This is a genomic window from Rhizobium sp. CCGE 510, from assembly GCF_000292525.1.
Lineage (GTDB): Bacteria > Pseudomonadota > Alphaproteobacteria > Rhizobiales > Rhizobiaceae > Rhizobium.
In genome coordinates this window covers 147,330-164,290 of the sequence record NZ_AEYF01000029.1, presented here as the reverse complement: position 1 = coordinate 164,290, position 16,961 = coordinate 147,330, and the positions used below count along the sequence as shown (strand labels likewise).

The window sequence follows — 16,961 nt, the reverse complement described above, 5'->3', positions numbered from 1 at the left end:
ATTCTTGACGCCACCGTGTCGCGCCGAAATGTGAACCGTCGGTCCATGATTGATGATGCGGGCCGCCCGCGACAGATCGACGGGCCTGATATGAAAGTTCATGTTGTGTGTCCTTGACACCGATGGGTGCCTTCTCTGCGGCTACCTGCGGGTTCGCGAAAGTTCGTCTATCCCACGCCGTACGCCTTCCCACTGGTCGTCATCGAAGGAGGCAAGCCCGAGGTAGCGGAGCAGGAAGGCCCCTTCGGTAGCGATAAACGCGACCAAGGCGTCCCTTCCCTTCGGCGTGCCGGGGTCCATGTCCTGCATGTGATCGCGGTACCAGTCTCGTGTCGGACCCAGGTTCTCTGGCGACTGCAACAGCGCTGCAAGCAGTGAGGCTCCCCGTTCCTGGCTCTCCTCGCGACTGAGCGTGATTTCGGCGTGTGCGGCCACCCTTTTCTTTACGTCTCCCTCGGGAGGCACGATCGCCCGAAGCCTCTCCTCGTAGGATTTGGTCCAGCGCTCGAGCATTGCGCCGATCATCGCTTCCTTCGTGCCGAAGCAGGATTGAACTCCGCCTTTGGTGATCCCCGCGGCGTTCGCCACTGCGCTGATGGTAAGCGACGCCGCCCCCGTCTCTGCAACTATCCTTTCCGCAACCGCGAGAACATGTTCTCTGTCGATGCTCTTGTGCCGCCCCATGCCGCCCCTCCAAATTTTCGAATACCTACGTACCTGAAATAATACCGATACGTCCGTATCTCCATTCTGAATTTGTCAGATGAGGGAACGGCATGGTGCGGTTCCCACCAGTTGACGATATTGGGGATCGGAGTTTCTTACCGTCGATGACATCGACATTTTGATTTCGGTTGAGGTGCCACCACCCGCAGTCCACGCAGACGGCGATCACGAGACCGCGCCGGGGTCGCCTGATGTGCGATGTGGAGTAACTTTCCTCCTCACAGCTCTCGCTGATCCCGGTCGATAGAACTAAGGCAGTTGATGACGCATCGCATCGAGCCAGCCTCGGTCACGCGGATTGGCCTCCTACCGGAATAGTCGATGCGTCCGGCGGCGGCAAGAAAGACGAGGCATGAGTGGGTCAGTGACCGGACGTCAGCTTCAAGCCGGCGATGCACGCCACCAAGCCCAGAACGAGGAAGATCCGAACGAGCGTGGCGGCTTCACCGAAAAACATCATACCGATTGCCACGGTACCGAGGGCCCCGATGCCGGTCCAGACAGCATATCCTGTGCCCAGTGGAATTGAGTTCCGTGTCGCGACCTCCAGGAAGACCATGCTCAGGACGATGCAGATCCCAAAAGCGATGGTCCAAGGGATGTTCCTGAAACCGTCGGTGAACCGCAGGCACGTCGTGAAGCCGACTTCGAAGACGCCGCCCAGAAGCAGATAGACCCAAGCCATTTATGCATTCACCTCTTTAGTTTCGCCCTCGAAAGTCGCCGCAACATCCGAAGAGGTTGGACTGGTTAGCAGTCGCGCCCCACGCCGGTGCGTGAACCACGACCACGCCCAGTTGACGTAGACGCTCACCTTGCTGCGGAAGTCGATAAGCAGAAGTAGGTGGACCATCGACCAGGCAAGCCAGGCGTTCCAACCCTTGAGCCTCAGCCATCCGAAGTCCGCCACAGCGCTGGATCGACCAATGACAGCCATACTGCCCCAATTGTAATAGCGAAACGCCGCTGGATAGCCGCGGCCCGCGATGCGGGCACGGATGGCCTTCCCGACATACCTGCCCTGCTGTTTCGCAACGGGGGCGATGCCTGGCAGCGGGCATTCCGGCGTGGGTTCGAAACTTGATACGTCTCCGATCGCGTAGATGTCCGGATGTCCGGGAACCGAACAGTCGGCATAGACGCGTACCGCCTTGTTGCGCGCGGCGTCCGCCTTGAGCCATTGGGCCGCAGGACGTGCTTGGATACCTGCGGCCCAGACGACGTTCGCGCTTCGGATCCTGCCGCCGTCGGTCAGGATTCCTTCTTTGTCTATGCCGCTCACCTTCGTCTGCAGCATTACTTCGACGCCGTGCGCACGTAGAGCCTGCGCGGAATATTCGGAGAGTTCCTGGGGGAACGCCGACAGGACGCCACCCGCCGCCTCAATCAGGATGATCCGTAGGTCGCCGGCGCCGACGCGTCTGAAGTCCCGTTTGAGGGCGGTCTTCGCAAGCTCGGCGATCGCGCCCGCCATCTCGACGCCCGTCGGACCACCACCGACAACAACGAAGGTCAGAAGCCGTCGAATCTCGACCGGATCCTGCTCGCGCTCGGCACGCTCGAATGCTTCGAGAAGTCGGGACCGGATGCGAAGCGCGTCCTCAAGAGATTTAAGGGTCGGTGCATGTGCCCGCCAATGGTCGTTGCCGAAGAAGCTGTACTCCGCCCCCGTGGCCAGCACGAGATAGTCGAACGACATCGAACCGCAGTTGGCCGTCTTAATCTTTTTGCCTGCGGCGTCGAGACCAGTCACCTCGTCCATGAGCACGGATACGTTCGTGTATCTCGCAAGCAATGCGCGGGTCGGGGCGGCAATGTCGGCCGGCGAGAGCGCGGCCGTCGCGACCTGGTACAGCAGCGGCTGGAAAAGATGATGGTTGCTTCGATCGATCAGGACGACCTCCGCCTCGCTTCCTCCTAGGGCTTTGGCGGCCGAGAGGCCTCCGAACCCGCCCCCGACGATGATAACGCGCTTCTTGTGGTTCATCTCAACTGCCCATGAATCGACACCTACCCGACGATCCTCACCGAACGACAAATTAAAAATACGAACGTATTTGAAAAATGCAAGAGTGAATTGCGAGAAACTCACACCGTCGATCAGGAACAGCTCTGTCGAAAACGTCCAAAGGCTCGCGTTTCAAGACGGGGGTCTGCCGATCAAGGGAATGTGTTGTCAACGGCGTTTGGGCCCGGTCGAAGGACATTGCGGATCGAGAAGCTGGAGTGATTGCTGGACGATTTTCGCCTTCGCCTCTTCGCCGCTACGGTCGCCGCGCTCGGCTTGCCTCTTCTTTCGGTATCTTCACGATCAGAACTCCTCGCTCAGTTCCGTCTGTCCTTGTCTCGGAAGAATAGCCGGGGTCCAGCGCCAAGCTCTGGCCCGGCCTCAATCAGCCGCGATGTCCACGAGCTTCCTGCTGGTCAGGCAGGTCGCGAAGAAAGAGTACGGGGAGTTCAGGAGGACGATCATCGTCTCGACGTCAGGCATCCTTAGAACCATTTCATGGATTCCCAGCGCTCCAAGTGGCTCCCCCGTCGGATCGAACTGTATCATAGCCTCCCGATATGCCGCGACCTCCGCCCTCGACTGCTCGAGCGTCGCGGAGAAATGCATCCCAACGTCCGAACCTGCGATGATCTCGTGGCCATAGACGGTGAATTCCATGACTATCTCCGTGCCGATATTCGCCAGCGAATCCTTGCCGCTCCACACTCGACGCACCGCAGTCAGCTCTTGTCGATCACCAGTTGGCGATCGACAATGAGTTCGGCCGACAACCGCATCAGGCGGGCCTTTTCCTTGGTGAGCAGCTCCTTGGTTGCGCGATACTCGCGCGCAAGGATCCCGTCGACCTCGGCACGGAGTTCGGGCGTCGGCAGGAAGGATTCGTCGACGCGGTTCGCTGCGACCTGATAGCGGAGCCATTTCCCCAGCCCATAGCTCCCGACCAGTCGGTATGCCAGCCGTGTGGCCTGGTCGAGGTCGCTTCCCTCGACGCCGCCCGCACCGATTGATCTGCTGCCAAACACGACTTCTTCGGCCGCGGTGCCGCCCAGCATGATCCGGATCTTCGCCAGCAAATCCTTTTCGGTCGGGAGCGCCTCATTGCGCATCTTGTAATGCAGCCGACCTCCATCTTGCACGGGCTGGCCCTCCACCATGTGGGATTCGACCCTGATACTGATCACATCTGCAAACCCGGACGCCATCGCCATCAAAGCGTGACCGGTTTCATGCACGCAGATGCGGTGAACGACGGCTTCTGGAAGCGGAACTTGCGCTGGAAGAACAGCCTTGATGTCCTGGATGCTGACGTCCTCCTTTCGCACTCTGGCCGCGCGCTTGGCTGCCCGCGCGAGCTTCTCGAGACCGGCAGGTGTGATAAGCCTCAATTTGTCGGTGATTTCGCGCAGGTCCTTCGCGCGGACTGTTTGATTAAGATGGAAGGCGAAGATCTCCGCACGCTCTTCGCCTTCGGGCAGCTCGAGGTAAACGTGAGTCTCCAGACGTCCGGACCTGAGAACGGCGCCGTCTATCAGATGCGCGTAGTTCGTCGCTCCGACGATAATCGTTCCCGGCTGTTCCAGAGCGTGGGTGATCAAGTCGAGAAACCTACCGATGACGTTCCCTTCGTAATAGGCGTGATCTGGACGCATCGTGGCGCGATCGCCGATCGCATCAAGTTCGTCCACGAGCAACACGGCGCCCCGCCGTGACGTGGCGTCGGCAAACGATCGGGACATCGCGGCGAGCATGTCGCCCAGGTACCCCTTGTTCGTTCCCTGCCATTCGCCAACCGACGTCTTAACGAGGTCGAAGCCCAACTCGTTGGCGAGCGCCGTGGCAAACAGCGTCTTGCCCGTTCCCGGAGGCCCCATGAGGAGTATGCCTCTGTCGACGTCAGACCACGGAATCCTGTCTTCCCGCCAGTCGTCCACGTCCTGCTTGATGGCATCGACCCATTGGCGGGCCGGGCCGTACCCTGGCAGGTCCGACAGTTTAGGAGAACGAACGGGAACCGCGATCGGCTTGGTCAGGGACGCAATGTCGAGCCCCTTAAGCGAATGTCGAGCGGTGAGTCCGATGACGATTTCTGCCGGCTGCTCCGCGATAGCTTCGGCGAGCCGAAAGTCGACGTCCTCGACGCCGAGCACCTTGCGTGCGGCGACGACGTGCCTCGCAGTTGGCGGAGAAATGTTGACAATGACGTCGGCGGCTAGCTGCAGCGAGAGCCTAACCGCATCCAGCGACGTCGCAAGATAGATGACCTGATGCTCCGGACGGAAGACCGTGAAGTCCTCGGTCCCCTTTTGCGTCGTGCGCCGTGGCGTCTCTCCAATGATATGCACCGGACGACGGAAGTCGTCGAAGTACGAACGTTCCCGTCCACCCGTCATGAGAACGTTCGCCGCGGATTTGGCATGCCAGATCCAGGCCTTGTCGACGATGCAGATTATGATCCCCTTCGAATCGTTCTTAAACTGGTCGGTGCCGCGAAGTGCTTGCCGAAGCGCGCAGAGCATGAGGAATCGCGCCGTATTGCTGCTGGTCTCCGCGAAGGCCTTGCTGTCCAAGTGATGGAACATGTCAGGCCTCCCCCACCTTTACGGGCCATGCCACGGCGCGACTGATTCGAAGTTTACAAGAAGGAAGCGAGATGCCCCCTGAAGGATTCAGCATGACTACGACTCCATTGGATGCTTTCGGCGTCCAATGGACGCCTTGTCATGCCCGGCGTCAAGATTTTTGTCCATCGGTTTGCGACGCCTGTGGATACATGACATGGAATCCTTATGCTGATCGCGCCGCCCGAGATCCTGAAGGTCGCAAGAGAGTTCCTAGGCTTCAGTCAGGAACAGGTGGAGAAGCACGCCGGCATATCGAGAGCGACCATCCAACGTATCGAGCGAGGGGTCCGCGACCTGCCCCAGTACGTTCTCCTCCTTCAGCATTTCTACGAGAAGAGCGGGATCGAGTTCGTGGCGCCCACTGGCAAGCGGGGCTGGGGTCTCTTTAATCACAATACCGCTGGGAAGCGCCGTAGGCTTAACAAATTGGTACGGCGCGTTCAGACCGCCGCCAAACCGAAGGCGCCGACCCCGAAGAAAGATCCAGGGGTGCCAGGATGAGTCACTACGAGTTCCGACATCCGACGGGCATTTCAAGCCCCCATAGAGGACTCCGTTAGCTCAGTGCCGTCTTCCGATAATGCTTCCCGCCAGCATCCATCGTAACGCAAGCGCGCCATTCCTATGTCTGCGTCTCACCGTCATAAATCTCAAAATGATCAATTAAACCATTGACATAGCCGGCAGCTTGGATTAGATTCGGATTACGGTACAGGCAGGGATGCCGATGACCGTGAAGGGTTAAAACGAACTTCCCCAACACGATTTTCCATGCGCGGGTCGCTTGCGACCAGCATCATGCCTTGAACTATTCCGCGGGCAATTTTTACGGATTTTCTTCTTAAATGGGGGCTGTCTGCCCCCAAGCCCCCGAGGATATTTCCAGAAGGGTTAAGCTCCTTGATGGACAGTATGCCGCGTCCGCTAGGTTATTGACGCCACAAGGCCTGCTGTTCTGGAGCTAGTTTGCTACTTGTGATAGCTCCTGATTTTGAGCGAAAACTGGCGATGCGTCAAAACAATGGGCCTCGTCGATGGCAAACAGCGCGATCTTCTCGTTGGCGATCAGCTCTCGGAAGCCATCGGTGAGAATGCGCTCTGGTGTGACGTAGAGAAGATCGAGCTGGCCTGCCGAAAGCGCCCGGCGGACCGCGATGAACTCCTCGCGCGACAGCGACGAATTGAGTGCCGCGGCGCGGATGCCGAGCTGCTTCATCGCCTCGACCTGATCGCGCATCAGCGCAATCAGCGGCGAAACGACGATGCCGATGCCGTCACGGCAGAGTGCTGGAATCTGAAAGCATAGCGATTTGCCCGCGCCAGTCGGGAAGAGCACCACGGCATCGCCGCCGGCAACTAGATGCTCGACCACTTGCTGCTGCTTGCCGCGAAAGGAGGAATAGCCGTAGACCTGCTTGAGGATTTCGAGCGGTGTGCGGCCGGCGGAAAACAGCGCATCGGAGGCGGAAAAGCCGGGTTCGTTCCGTTCAGTCAGCGGCATCAGTGGTTCGCCGCCCCTTTGACTCGGCCCGAAAGGACGCCGAAGCCGTCGATGATCGCCTCCTGGTTCTCAAGCCGCACGCCTTCGAAATGCACTTCCTGCTGGGCTCGCATCAGTTGAACGATCGCCTCGCCGTCGCCGGCTTCGGTCGCCAGCGCAATCTCACGTTCGAGCTCCATCTTCTGTCGGCGCAGCGCTTTTGCCCGTTTGTGGAAGGCGAGCGCCTGGCGATAACCCTCACGCGCATCCTCCATCGCCGCCTCTTCGGTCGCCGTCCAGAGCCTGGCATTGCGCACCTGCTGATCGAGGCTCTTGATGAGCGGGCCGAAGCCTTCGAATTCCAGCCGTTCGGTCAGATATTCGCGGGTTAAATGCGGGCCGGCGACCGCAGCGGCTGCCCCAAGCATGGCCGACCAGAGCCGCTGCAGCTCGCGGCTGTCGTAGTCGATCGCGGCGATCTCGTCATAATCGTCGATCATCAGGGCCGGGTGATTGACGATGGTCAGCGCCAGCACGCTTTCGCGCAACGCCGTATTGTCCCGGTGGCCACGCACCGGGCCTGAGCGGGCGAGCCGGTCGGAAATGACGCTGGGGCTTTTCGGCCCGGCTTTAGCAGCATTGTCGCGGCCCGTCCGGGAATTGCCGTTGCCGTTGAAGCCACGGCGTTCGCCATTATTGCGGTTCTGGAACTGCGGTTGGAAGAAGGTGTTCAACCGGTCGCGAATATCCTGCTGGTAGTGACGGCGCACATTCTCGTCGGCGATGACGGCGACCAGCTGCTTCAGCCGCGCCTCGAGTTCGGCGCGCGCCTCGGGCGTGTCGAACTTGCCGGTGTTGATCTCCCGGCTCCACAGCATCTCCGAAAGCGGCTTTGCCTGGCTTATCACCTTGTCGAAGGGCGCGCGCCCATCGTCGCGCACGAGATCGTCCGGGTCCTTGCCATCAGGCAGAAGCGCGAAACGGACGGAACGGCCGGGCTTCAAATGCGGCAGCGCCAGTTCGGCGGCGCGATTGGCGGCACGAAAGCCGGCGCCGTCGCCGTCAAAGCAGAGCACCGGCTGCGGCACCATCTTCCAGAGCAGCTCGAGCTGGTTTTCGGTGAGCGCCGTTCCGAGCGGCGCGACGGCATTCTCGATGCCCGCCTGATAGAGCGCGATCACATCCATATAGCCTTCGACGGCGATGATGGTGCCGGTCGCATTGTCATCCTGATTATCGCTGCGGCCCGGCCCCTGGATCGCGCGGCGCGCGCGGGCGAAATTATAAAGGACATTGCCCTTGTGGAAGAGCTCCGTCTCGTTGGAGTTCAGATATTTCGCCGACGCATCTGATGACATGGCACGGCCGCCGAAAGCGATCACCTTTTCCCGCGACGAGAGGATCGGGAACATGATGCGGTCGCGGAAGCGATCGTAGGAAACCGGCACGTTTTCATGAACGACCAGGCCGCAGGCCTCGATCTGCTCTTTGGTGACGCCCTTGCCGGCGAGAAATTCCTTGAGCGCATTGCGGCTGTCGGGCGCATAGCCGAGACGGAAGGTCTCGATGGTGCGCCCGGTCAGCCCCCGGTCGCGCAGATAGGCGCGCGCTCTCGCCCCATTCGCCGTCTGCAATTGATCCTGGAAAAATTGCGTCGCCATTTCCATGACGTCGATAAGCGAGCCGCGTTCCTTCTCGCGCTTCTCCATCACAGGATCGGCAAGCGGCATCGGAACGCCGGCCATATCGGCGATCTGCTGCACCGCCTCGGGGAAACTCAGGCCTTCCAGCTCGGTGAGGAAACGAAAATGGTCGCCGGTGACGCCGCAGCCGAAGCAGTGATAGCGGCCCTTCCGGTCCTCGCAGTGGAAGCTCGGCGACTTCTCGCCGTGGAACGGGCAGCAAGCCCAGTAATCGCCGCGCGACACGTTGGTCTTGCGCTTGTCCCAGCTCACGCGGCGCGCGATCACGTTCGAAATCGGAACGCGGTCGCGGATATCATCGAGAAAGGTGTTGGAAAAGCGCATTTATACCTCTTGGCCAACCTCCATATAAGCTGCTTTGCCGCTCCATGCCACGAAACTTGTCATGAAAACCCGCTATTCACAGGCAAGTGCACCCAGGGCCATTGGCGCGGTTTATCCCATCAAAAACGCGTTATCGCCCCCTGCGACAGGGTGCGACATTATTGTCTTTCAAGCGCCGAAATTCCACTGTTTCAAATGTCTCGGCTGCGGCGACGACCTTTAGAGGAGTTTAATTAAACGTTTTGAAACAGATGCTTATATCGTGCATCGATTGCGCTGCCCTATCCCGGCGGCGCCTGCCGAGCCTTTGCTGCGGCGCCTCCAAAACCGACGTTTTCGGCAATTATTATTTTTTTGTAATTTGAACAAGCCGCCGCACCGCAATAGGTTCGATCTCAACAAAGCGATCCCCGAGCGAAGCACCATCCCTACCCCCGGCGCCGCTTCGCAAGGGTGCCTTTGCAAATACCCTCCGGCTTGGGCCTCGGCCCTGCGTTTGCCGGCGGAAGCAAAGAGCAAGAAGGCAGGAGCGCCCCCAGCTCCTGCCTTCTTAAATTTTGGCTCCCTTTGCGAAAACTCTCCTTTGAAATTAACCGCTTATTGACAAAACCGTTGACAGGCGGCGCTTGCATGAAAGATGTATGCGCCGAACTCCTGGACCCCTCCAAATGGCTTTTACCGCGGAAAAACTCGCAGCAGACGATCGCTTTCTCGCTGCGATCCTGCATTGCGCCGATCAGATGCTCTCGATCTATCGCGAGAGCCCTCGCATCGCCTCGATCTTCGCCGCGCAGCAGCGCTGGCTGATGGCCCATGCCGGCTTCGCGCTTCATTACGGTTATCCCGGCGACGGCAAGAGCGGTCTCTATTCCGGCCGCTTCATCGATTTTGCGGTCAGGAACGACATCGCCAGCCGCAACACGGCCGCGGCCTTCATGCAGGAAATGCTGGCCTATCGTTTTCTGCGACCGGTTCCCGGCCCCGACAAGCGCACACGCTATCTGGAGCCCACGGAAACCGCTGAGCAGCATTTCACCCGATGGCTCGTCGCACATCTGATGATCCTCGACAGCCTCGACGGCGGTGAACGCGCCGACAAGGTCAGCGCCGATCCCTCGGCGATGACGGCAGCAATCCAGCCGCGGATCGCCAGGGCCATCATCGGGAGCGAAGCGGTGCGCAATCCAGGCCCCACCTTCAACCTCTTCAACTGGGCAAATACCGGCGGGCTGGTGATGGACTACCTGATCTCGCGCCTTCCGGAGTTTCCCCGGACGGCCGAACGCGTCGCGGTCGGCCCCCTGTCGCTGAGGGAAATCCGCGAACAGTTCATGATCTCCAACACCCACTTGAAGCGGCTACTGACGCAGGCAGCGGCCATGGAGAGCGTCGGCTGGACAGCACCCTCTCGCAAGGGCGACTTCTGGCTGTCGCGCCGCTTCATCCTCGAATATTGGAACTATCAGGCGGCGAAATTCGCCATCATCGATGCCGCAGCCGAAGCGGTGCTCGGGCCTGCGGTCCGTGAGCCGCAGGCAAGACGTGTCAGCTGAGCCGGATCAGCTCAACAGTTCCTTGACGGTCGCCGACGCCTTGGCGAAATCCATCTGGCCGGCATAACGCTCCTTCAGCGCCGCCATCACCTTGCCCATGTCCTTGGCGCCCGCAGCACCGGTCTCGGCGATGATCGCCGAGACATTGGCGCGCACGTCACTGTCCGAAAGCTGCTTCGGCATGAAATCCTGAATAACGACAATTTCGGCGCGTTCCTTGGCGGCAAGCTCGGGCCGGGAATTCTCCTCATAGATCTTTGCCGATTCGTCGCGCTGCTTCACCATCTTGGCGAGAATCTGCAGGATCTCATCGTCGCTCGCCTGCTCCTTGCCGATGCCGCGATTGGCGATATCGCGGTCCTTGACCGCGGCCTGAATCAGCCGGACGGTGGAAAGCCGCTCCGCATTCTTGGCCTTCATCGCCTCTTTCAGCTGGGTGGCGAGTTGATCGCGCAGCATGGTCTTCACTCCTGTTTTGATGCCGCTTCATAAACCACGCTGATGTGGCGGATCAAATAAATTGCGCGGTCGACGCGATAAAGCGCAGGAAAACAGCAGCAATCTCGGCTACAAAGATTGACGCTAAGCGATTGCGTGGCTATTTACCGCCACCTGCACCAAAATTCGTGATCAGGCCTGAAGCGCGCGGCATTGCCGTGTCCACACGCCTGCGAGATCAAATGGCGACGAGCGCAGCAACGCGCGCACCGGCCGCCGGAAACGGGATGAACATGACCGCGACAGCACCCTGGACAATCGAAAAGCCGACCGCCCTGTTGGTTCTTGCCGACGGTACGGTCATCGAAGGCAAGGGCATCGGCGCCACCGGCAAGGTGCCGGCCGAAGTGGTCTTCAACACGGCGCTGACCGGCTATGAGGAGATTTTGACCGACCCCTCCTATCTCGGCCAGATCGTCACCTTCACCTTTCCGCATATCGGCAATATCGGCACCAACGATGAAGACATCGAGGATCTGACGCCTGCCGCCCGCCACGGCGCCGTCGGCGTCATCTTCAAAGCCGACATCACCGACCCTTCGAACTACCGAGCCGCCAAGCACCTCGACCAATGGCTGAAGGCGCGCGGCGTCATCGGTCTCTGCGGCATCGATACGCGCGCGTTGACCGCCTGGATCCGCGAGAACGGCGCCCCGAATGCAGTGATCGCCCACGATCCGAACGGCATCTTCGACATCGAGACGCTGAAGGCCGAAGCCAAAGCCTGGAGCGGCCTCGAAGGTCTCGACCTTGCCAAGATCGCCTCGTCGGGCCAGTCCTCGCAATGGACGGAAACGCCGTGGGTCTGGAACGAAGGTTACGGCCAACTCGCCCCGGCGGACGCGAAATACCACGTCGTCTGCCTTGATTACGGCGTCAAGCGCAACATCCTGCGGCTGTTTGCCGGTCTCGACTGCAAAGTGACTGTCGTGCCGGCCGCAACGAGCGCCGAAGACGTGCTCGCCATGCAGCCGGACGGCATCTTCCTGTCGAACGGCCCGGGCGATCCGGCCGCAACCGGCGAATATGCCGTGCCTGTGATCAAGGCGCTTGTTAAGACCGATATCCCGGTCTTCGGCATCTGCCTCGGCCACCAGATGCTGGGCCTTGCCCTCGGTGCCAAGACCGAGAAGATGCACCAGGGTCATCACGGCGCCAATCATCCCGTCAAGGACCATACGACAGGCAAGGTCGAGATCGTCTCGATGAACCACGGCTTCGCGGTCGACTCGAAATCACTGCCCGATGGTGTTGAAGAGACTCATATTTCGCTGTTCGACGGCACCAATTGCGGCTTACGCGTGCTCGGCAAACAGGTCTTCTCGGTCCAGCACCATCCGGAAGCCTCTCCCGGGCCGCAGGACAGCCACTACCTCTTCCGCCGCTTCATCAACATGGTGCGCGAAAAGAAGGGCGAACCGGCGCTCGCCGAACGCTGATTTCCAACAATACCCATTTCGATGAAGGCCCGCGCAAGCGGGCTTTTTTCTTATCTCCCGCATTGACCTCAACTTAACTTGAGGAACTACAAAGCTCCGTGCAAACATCTGATCCAGGAGAAAATGTATGAGCGGAGCTTTCTATCGTATTGATAAGTTCGTCGTGCCGGCTGCGGCACGCGAGGAATTTCTCGTTAAAGTGATGATGACCCACAAGCTGCTGGAGGCGCAGGAGGGTTTCATCGATCACAGGGTACTGGAGCAGGTCGCCGGTCCCGGCGAATTCAATTTCGTCACGATTGCCGAATGGGAAAATACCGCGGTCGTCGAGCGTGCCCGGACAGCCGTCGCCGCCGCGCACAAGGCGGCGAATTTCGACCCGCAGGAATTGTTTGCGCGTCTCGGAATTCGCGCCGATATCGGTAGCTACAAACCGGTGGCGGCTTGAGGATACCAACGCCGCCGTAAACGGCATCATGCTCAAGCGCCGGCCGTCGCTCCTTCCCGGCGAAGGAGAAGGTAGAATCGCCAGCAGAGCATGACGGCGGCGGCCGCCAGCCCGACGAGGAACCCGAACCAGATGCCGATGCCGCCGAAGCCCAACGGGAAGGCAAAGGCCCAGGCAAGAAAGAAGCCGATCGGCCAATAGGCGATCAACGCCATGATCATCGGCACACGTGCGTCCTTGAGCCCACGCAGCAATCCGTTGGCGATCACCTGCAGGCCATCGACGAGCTGGAAAAGCCCGGCGACGACGATCAGTGGTCCGGCATAGGCAAGCACCTGGGGCGCCTCCGGCGAGTTGACGTCGAGGAACCAGCTGCCGAGGAACTGCGGCATGGTGGCAAACAGTACCGAGCCCACCGCCGAAATGGCGCAGGCAAGGATGAGCACCATGATCGAAGCGCGGACCACCCCCTGGTGGTCGCCCTGCCCGTGGGCGACGCCGACACGCACCGTCGCCGCCTGGCTGAGGCCGAGCGGAATCATGAAGGCGATCGAGGCCCATTGCAGGGCAATGCCGTGGGCGGCGAGTTCGATGGTGCCGATATAGCCCATCAGCAGCGACGCCACGGTGAACAGGCTGACTTCGGCAAGGATCGTCACGCTGATCGGCAGACCGAGCCGGATGACCTCCAGAAGCGCATGCCAGTCGGGCTTCCAGAACCGCACGAAGATCTCGTAGCGCCGCGTCTCCTCCCGCCGCTGCACGAAGGCCAGGATGAAGAGGAAACCGGCGGTCTGCACGACGACCGAAACGATCGCCGCGCCCTCGAGCCCCATCGCCGGAAAGCCGAAATGGCCGAGCACGAGGATATAGGCGAAGATCGCATTCATCACCAGCGTGACGATGGTGACGTTGAGGATGATGCCCGCCTTGCCGATGGCGCTGACCAGCGCGCGCATGACGTTGAAGAGCAGCGCCGGCAGCAGGCCGAACTGGCCGATCATGATGTAGCCGTGAGCGAGCTTCGCCACCTCGGGCTTCTGCTGTGCGAACAGCAGTATCCGCTCCGAATTGAAGAAGGCCGGCTGCATGACGACCCAGTACGCGATTACCACCCACAGACCCATGCGCAGCGCCCGGCGCACCGAGACGACGTCGCCGCGTCCATAGGCCTGCGCCACCATCGGAATGACGGCGATGGCAAAGCCCGAGCCGAAGATCAGGATCGTGAACAGGAATTGCGCCGAAAGCACCATCGCCGCCAGATGTTCGGCGCCGAGACGCCCGACGATCATCACGTCGGTGGTGTTGATGCCGAGCTGGGCAAGCTGCGCGCCGATCAGCGGAATCCCGAGCGCCAGCGTTGCACGGAAATGTGCGCTCCAACGATTATCGGTTACCGGCGCAAGGCTGCGCGCGTCGATCGGCGTGTCCATGACACCTGTCCTGTGATTGAAATATGCCTCGCCGCAACTTGCGGGGAAATATCATTCGGGCTTAGATCAAAGCCCGGCAAAGAACCACCCCAAAACAGGCAGATGATGAAAAATTCATCATCGCATCATCATTTCTGATCGATCAACCCGCCGCTTCCAGCGCCTCGGCCGGCTCGCGGGCCCGAACCCGCACGAGAAACACGCCAGCGGCCACCAGGATGAACAGGGCGGCGGTCAGATAGGGCGCGCCGGCAAAGGTGACGGGCGCCTCGGGCCGGGTGAAATAGCTGAACAACTGCGTGAAGATCAGCGGCCCGAGGATGGTGGTGATGCTGCTGAGGCTGGTCAGCGCACCCTGCAGCTCGCCCTGCGCCGACGGCGGCACCTTGCCGGCGGCGATGCTGCGCAGTGGCGGATCGGCGACGTTCTCCATGACGGTCGCGACAATGACCACATAGACCACCCAGCCTTCCCAGGCGAAGGCATAGCCGGTGAGCCCGACGGCCGAAAAGCAGAGACCGAGTAGAGCCGTCTTCCACTCGCCGAGCACCGGCACGATCCTCGGCAGAACCAGCCCCATGACGAGTGCCGCGCCGATGCCGTAGATGCCGAGCGACAGGCCGATCTGTCCCTCGCTCCAGCCGTAGCGATAGGTCGAGACAAACGACCAGACCGAGGGATAGACGGCATGCGCCAGGAAAAACAGGAACATGACGAGACTGACCCAGCCAATGCCGGGATAGTGGCGCATCTGCCGCAACGCGCCGAGTGGATTGGCGCGTTTCCACTCGAACCGGCGGCGGTTCTTCGCCTCCAGGGTTTCCGGCAGCAGGAAACAGGCGGCGATGAAATTGACCAGCGAGAGTGCCGCCGCACCGAGGAAGGGCACCCGCGGGCCGAATTCGCCGAGCACACCGCCGATAACCGGGCCGATCGTGAAGCCGACGCCGAAGGCGATGCCGATCAGCCCGAAATTCTTTGCCCGGTTCTCCTCCGTGCTGATGTCGGCAATATAGGCCGAGCAGGTGGCGAAACTGCCGCCGCTGATGCCGGCAAGCACGCGGCCGACGAACAGCATCCAGAAACTGGTGGCGATGCCGCAGATGAAATTGTCGATCGCAAAGGTCAGCACCGAAAGCAACAGGATCGGCCGCCGGCCGAACCGGTCGGACAGGTTTCCGAGCAGCGGCGCGAACAGGAACTGCATGCCGGCATAGACGAGCATCAACCAGCCGCCGTCGATCGCCGCATCGCTGACGCCGCCGCCGGTCAACTGCTCCAGATAGGCGGGCAGCACCGGCATGATGATGGCAATGCCGATAATATCGAGGAAGAGAATGATGAAGACCAGGAAAAGGCCGCGGCGAACGAATTTAGGGTCAAGCATAAGACATCTCTGCAGCGGTTGGTTCTGAAAAGACGATTTCGTCGCCGAGAATGTGACATAACGCAGAAAGGAAAACGAAACAATCAGTGAACATCTCAAAGTTTTTGATAATCTGAACGGGAAATTTAGAAAAGGCTTCAATCAGCAGGCACGGCGGCGCGATCGTTCTCTCCTTGCAATCGCGGTGACGGCGTCCAGATCAATCAAGACAAGATCATTCATTGTGCATGCACCAGCACAGCCCGTTCGGGACCATCCGGATTATCGCGCAGCGGCGAAGGATGTAAACGACATCTACAGAGCCCCGGGCGCGGATGAAGGAGAAGACAATGCAGACCTATCGTTTGGGAAAAACCGGACCCGATGTCTCGGCCATCGGCCTCGGCTGCATGGGCATGTCGGGCATGTACGGCCCCTCCGACCGCGCAGAAAGCATCGCGACCATCCATGCCGCGCTGGATGCCGGCGTCACCCTCATCGACACCGGCGATTTCTACGGCATGGGCCATAACGAGATGCTGATTGGCGAGGCATTGAAGGGCCGCAGGCGCGAGGATGCCGTCATCAGCGTCAAGTTCGGTGCATTGCGCGATCCCGCGGGCGGCTGGAACGGCATCGACGCTCGCCCGGTCGCGGTGAAGAATTTCCTGGTTTATACGCTCCAGCGGCTCGGCGTCGACTATATCGACATCTATCGGCCGGCCCGCCTCGATCCGAACGTGCCGATCGAGGATACGGTCGGCGCCATCGCCGATATGGTCAAAGCGGGTTATGTCAGGCACATCGGCCTGTCGGAAGTCGGTGCCGACACCATCCGACGTGCCGCCACCGTTGCCCCGATCGTCGACCTGCAGATTGAATATTCGCTGATTTCGCGCGGCATCGAAGAGAATATCCTGCCGACCACACGTGAACTCGGCATCTCGATCACCGCTTACGGCGTGCTGTCGCGCGGCCTGATCAGCGGCCACTGGCAGAAGAGCCAGGGTGCGGCGGCCGGCGATTTCCGCGCCTACAGCCCACGCTTCCAGGAAGGCAATATCGAGCAGAACCTCGCTCTGGTGGAAAAGCTGCGCGAGATCGCCCGGGCAAAAAGCGTCTCGGTCGCCCAGATCGCCATCGCCTGGGTCGCCGCCAAGGGCAAGGACATCGTCCCGATCATCGGCGCCCGCCGCCGCGACCGGCTGACCGAGGCACTCGGCTCACGCGCGGTGGATCTGTCGGCAGAAGATTTCGAAGCCATCGAACGCGCCGTGCCAAAGGATGCGGCGGCCGGTGGGCGCTACCCAGAGCATATGCTGCAGCATATGGACAGTGAGAAGTAGGCACAGGGGC

15 protein-coding genes are annotated in these 16,961 nt (G+C 60.5%); 5 read left to right on the top strand and 10 right to left on the bottom strand.

Annotation, left to right across the window (positions count from 1 at the left end; translation table 11 throughout):
- Positions 1-141: 141 nt before the first annotated feature.
- The 5 genes from RCCGE510_RS15275 to RCCGE510_RS15255 form a co-directional block, all read right to left on the bottom strand.
- The gene (locus RCCGE510_RS15275) at positions 142-684 is read right to left on the bottom strand and encodes a TetR family transcriptional regulator (protein ID WP_007631195.1); all 543 of its coding nucleotides are present in this window, start codon (positions 682-684) and stop codon (positions 142-144) included.
- A gap of 403 nt (positions 685-1,087) precedes the next feature.
- Positions 1,088-1,411, bottom strand: coding sequence for a multidrug efflux SMR transporter (locus RCCGE510_RS15270; protein ID WP_007631193.1), 324 nt, complete (start codon positions 1,409-1,411; stop codon positions 1,088-1,090).
- The gene (locus tag RCCGE510_RS15265) at positions 1,412-2,713 is read right to left on the bottom strand and encodes an NAD(P)/FAD-dependent oxidoreductase (RefSeq protein ID WP_007631191.1); all 1,302 of its coding nucleotides are present in this window, start codon (positions 2,711-2,713) and stop codon (positions 1,412-1,414) included.
- Positions 2,714-3,115: 402 nt separating this feature from the next.
- Positions 3,116-3,394, bottom strand: a complete 279-nt coding sequence (locus RCCGE510_RS15260; RefSeq protein ID WP_007631183.1) for a hypothetical protein — start codon at positions 3,392-3,394, stop codon at positions 3,116-3,118.
- Positions 3,395-3,456: 62 nt separating this feature from the next.
- A complete protein-coding gene (locus RCCGE510_RS15255; RefSeq protein ID WP_007631182.1) occupies positions 3,457-5,316 on the bottom strand; it encodes an AAA family ATPase in 1,860 nt (619 codons plus the stop codon).
- 207 nt (positions 5,317-5,523) lie between these two features.
- Between RCCGE510_RS15255 and RCCGE510_RS15250 the strand changes: the two genes are divergently transcribed.
- Positions 5,524-5,859, top strand: coding sequence for a helix-turn-helix transcriptional regulator (locus tag RCCGE510_RS15250; protein ID WP_007631181.1), 336 nt, complete (start codon positions 5,524-5,526; stop codon positions 5,857-5,859).
- A gap of 460 nt (positions 5,860-6,319) precedes the next feature.
- Here the strand turns inward: RCCGE510_RS15250 and RCCGE510_RS15245 are convergent, their stop codons facing one another.
- Together RCCGE510_RS15245 and dnaG are read right to left on the bottom strand one after the other, a co-directional pair.
- Positions 6,320-6,859, bottom strand: coding sequence for a DEAD/DEAH box helicase (locus RCCGE510_RS15245; RefSeq protein WP_007631180.1), 540 nt, complete (start codon positions 6,857-6,859; stop codon positions 6,320-6,322).
- The gene (gene dnaG / locus RCCGE510_RS15240) at positions 6,859-8,865 is read right to left on the bottom strand and encodes a DNA primase (RefSeq protein WP_007631178.1); all 2,007 of its coding nucleotides are present in this window, start codon (positions 8,863-8,865) and stop codon (positions 6,859-6,861) included. The genes RCCGE510_RS15245 and dnaG overlap by 1 nt, the downstream gene beginning before the upstream one ends.
- Before the next feature lie 668 nt (positions 8,866-9,533).
- Between dnaG and RCCGE510_RS15235 the strand changes: the two genes are divergently transcribed.
- Complete coding sequence (locus tag RCCGE510_RS15235; RefSeq protein WP_007631177.1) at positions 9,534-10,418, top strand: hypothetical protein; 885 nt, start codon at positions 9,534-9,536, stop codon at positions 10,416-10,418.
- Between the two features lie 6 nt (positions 10,419-10,424).
- On the opposite strand, the gene RCCGE510_RS15230 is transcribed toward RCCGE510_RS15235, so the two are convergent.
- Positions 10,425-10,877: a GatB/YqeY domain-containing protein gene (locus RCCGE510_RS15230; RefSeq protein ID WP_007631176.1), complete on the bottom strand. Its 453-nt coding sequence runs from the start codon at positions 10,875-10,877 to the stop codon at positions 10,425-10,427.
- 272 nt (positions 10,878-11,149) lie between these two features.
- On the opposite strand from RCCGE510_RS15230, the gene carA reads away from it, so the two are divergent.
- Entirely contained in the window at positions 11,150-12,355 is a 1,206-nt protein-coding gene (gene carA / locus RCCGE510_RS15225; protein WP_007631175.1) for a glutamine-hydrolyzing carbamoyl-phosphate synthase small subunit, read from the top strand.
- Between the two features lie 127 nt (positions 12,356-12,482).
- Positions 12,483-12,803 (top strand): antibiotic biosynthesis monooxygenase, encoded by a 321-nt coding sequence (locus RCCGE510_RS15220; protein WP_007631174.1) that lies wholly within the window; start codon positions 12,483-12,485, stop codon positions 12,801-12,803.
- A gap of 32 nt (positions 12,804-12,835) precedes the next feature.
- Here RCCGE510_RS15220 and RCCGE510_RS15215 read toward each other — a convergent pair whose 3' ends face one another.
- Both RCCGE510_RS15215 and RCCGE510_RS15210 read right to left on the bottom strand, forming a co-directional pair.
- The gene (locus RCCGE510_RS15215; protein WP_007631173.1) at positions 12,836-14,239 is read right to left on the bottom strand and encodes an MATE family efflux transporter; all 1,404 of its coding nucleotides are present in this window, start codon (positions 14,237-14,239) and stop codon (positions 12,836-12,838) included.
- A gap of 142 nt (positions 14,240-14,381) precedes the next feature.
- Positions 14,382-15,626, bottom strand: a complete 1,245-nt coding sequence (locus RCCGE510_RS15210; protein ID WP_007631171.1) for a tetracycline resistance MFS efflux pump — start codon at positions 15,624-15,626, stop codon at positions 14,382-14,384.
- A gap of 329 nt (positions 15,627-15,955) precedes the next feature.
- Between RCCGE510_RS15210 and RCCGE510_RS15205 the strand changes: the two genes are divergently transcribed.
- Positions 15,956-16,951, top strand: a complete 996-nt coding sequence (locus tag RCCGE510_RS15205) for an aldo/keto reductase (RefSeq protein ID WP_007631170.1) — start codon at positions 15,956-15,958, stop codon at positions 16,949-16,951.
- Positions 16,952-16,961: the final 10 nt, after the last annotated feature.

Coding starts and splice junctions, on each gene's coding strand:
- RCCGE510_RS15275 (WP_007631195.1), bottom strand. CDS start 684: ATGGGGCGGCACAAGAGCATCGACAGAGAACATGTTCTCGCGGTTGCG.
- RCCGE510_RS15270 (WP_007631193.1), bottom strand. CDS start 1,411: ATGGCTTGGGTCTATCTGCTTCTGGGCGGCGTCTTCGAAGTCGGCTTC.
- RCCGE510_RS15265 (WP_007631191.1), bottom strand. CDS start 2,713: ATGAACCACAAGAAGCGCGTTATCATCGTCGGGGGCGGGTTCGGAGGC.
- RCCGE510_RS15260 (WP_007631183.1), bottom strand. CDS start 3,394: ATGGAATTCACCGTCTATGGCCACGAGATCATCGCAGGTTCGGACGTT.
- RCCGE510_RS15255 (WP_007631182.1), bottom strand. CDS start 5,316: ATGTTCCATCACTTGGACAGCAAGGCCTTCGCGGAGACCAGCAGCAAT.
- RCCGE510_RS15250 (WP_007631181.1), top strand. CDS start 5,524: ATGCTGATCGCGCCGCCCGAGATCCTGAAGGTCGCAAGAGAGTTCCTA.
- RCCGE510_RS15245 (WP_007631180.1), bottom strand. CDS start 6,859: ATGCCGCTGACTGAACGGAACGAACCCGGCTTTTCCGCCTCCGATGCG.
- dnaG (WP_007631178.1), bottom strand. CDS start 8,865: ATGCGCTTTTCCAACACCTTTCTCGATGATATCCGCGACCGCGTTCCG.
- RCCGE510_RS15235 (WP_007631177.1), top strand. CDS start 9,534: ATGGCTTTTACCGCGGAAAAACTCGCAGCAGACGATCGCTTTCTCGCT.
- RCCGE510_RS15230 (WP_007631176.1), bottom strand. CDS start 10,877: ATGCTGCGCGATCAACTCGCCACCCAGCTGAAAGAGGCGATGAAGGCC.
- carA (WP_007631175.1), top strand. CDS start 11,150: ATGACCGCGACAGCACCCTGGACAATCGAAAAGCCGACCGCCCTGTTG.
- RCCGE510_RS15220 (WP_007631174.1), top strand. CDS start 12,483: ATGAGCGGAGCTTTCTATCGTATTGATAAGTTCGTCGTGCCGGCTGCG.
- RCCGE510_RS15215 (WP_007631173.1), bottom strand. CDS start 14,239: ATGGACACGCCGATCGACGCGCGCAGCCTTGCGCCGGTAACCGATAAT.
- RCCGE510_RS15210 (WP_007631171.1), bottom strand. CDS start 15,626: ATGCTTGACCCTAAATTCGTTCGCCGCGGCCTTTTCCTGGTCTTCATC.
- RCCGE510_RS15205 (WP_007631170.1), top strand. CDS start 15,956: ATGCAGACCTATCGTTTGGGAAAAACCGGACCCGATGTCTCGGCCATC.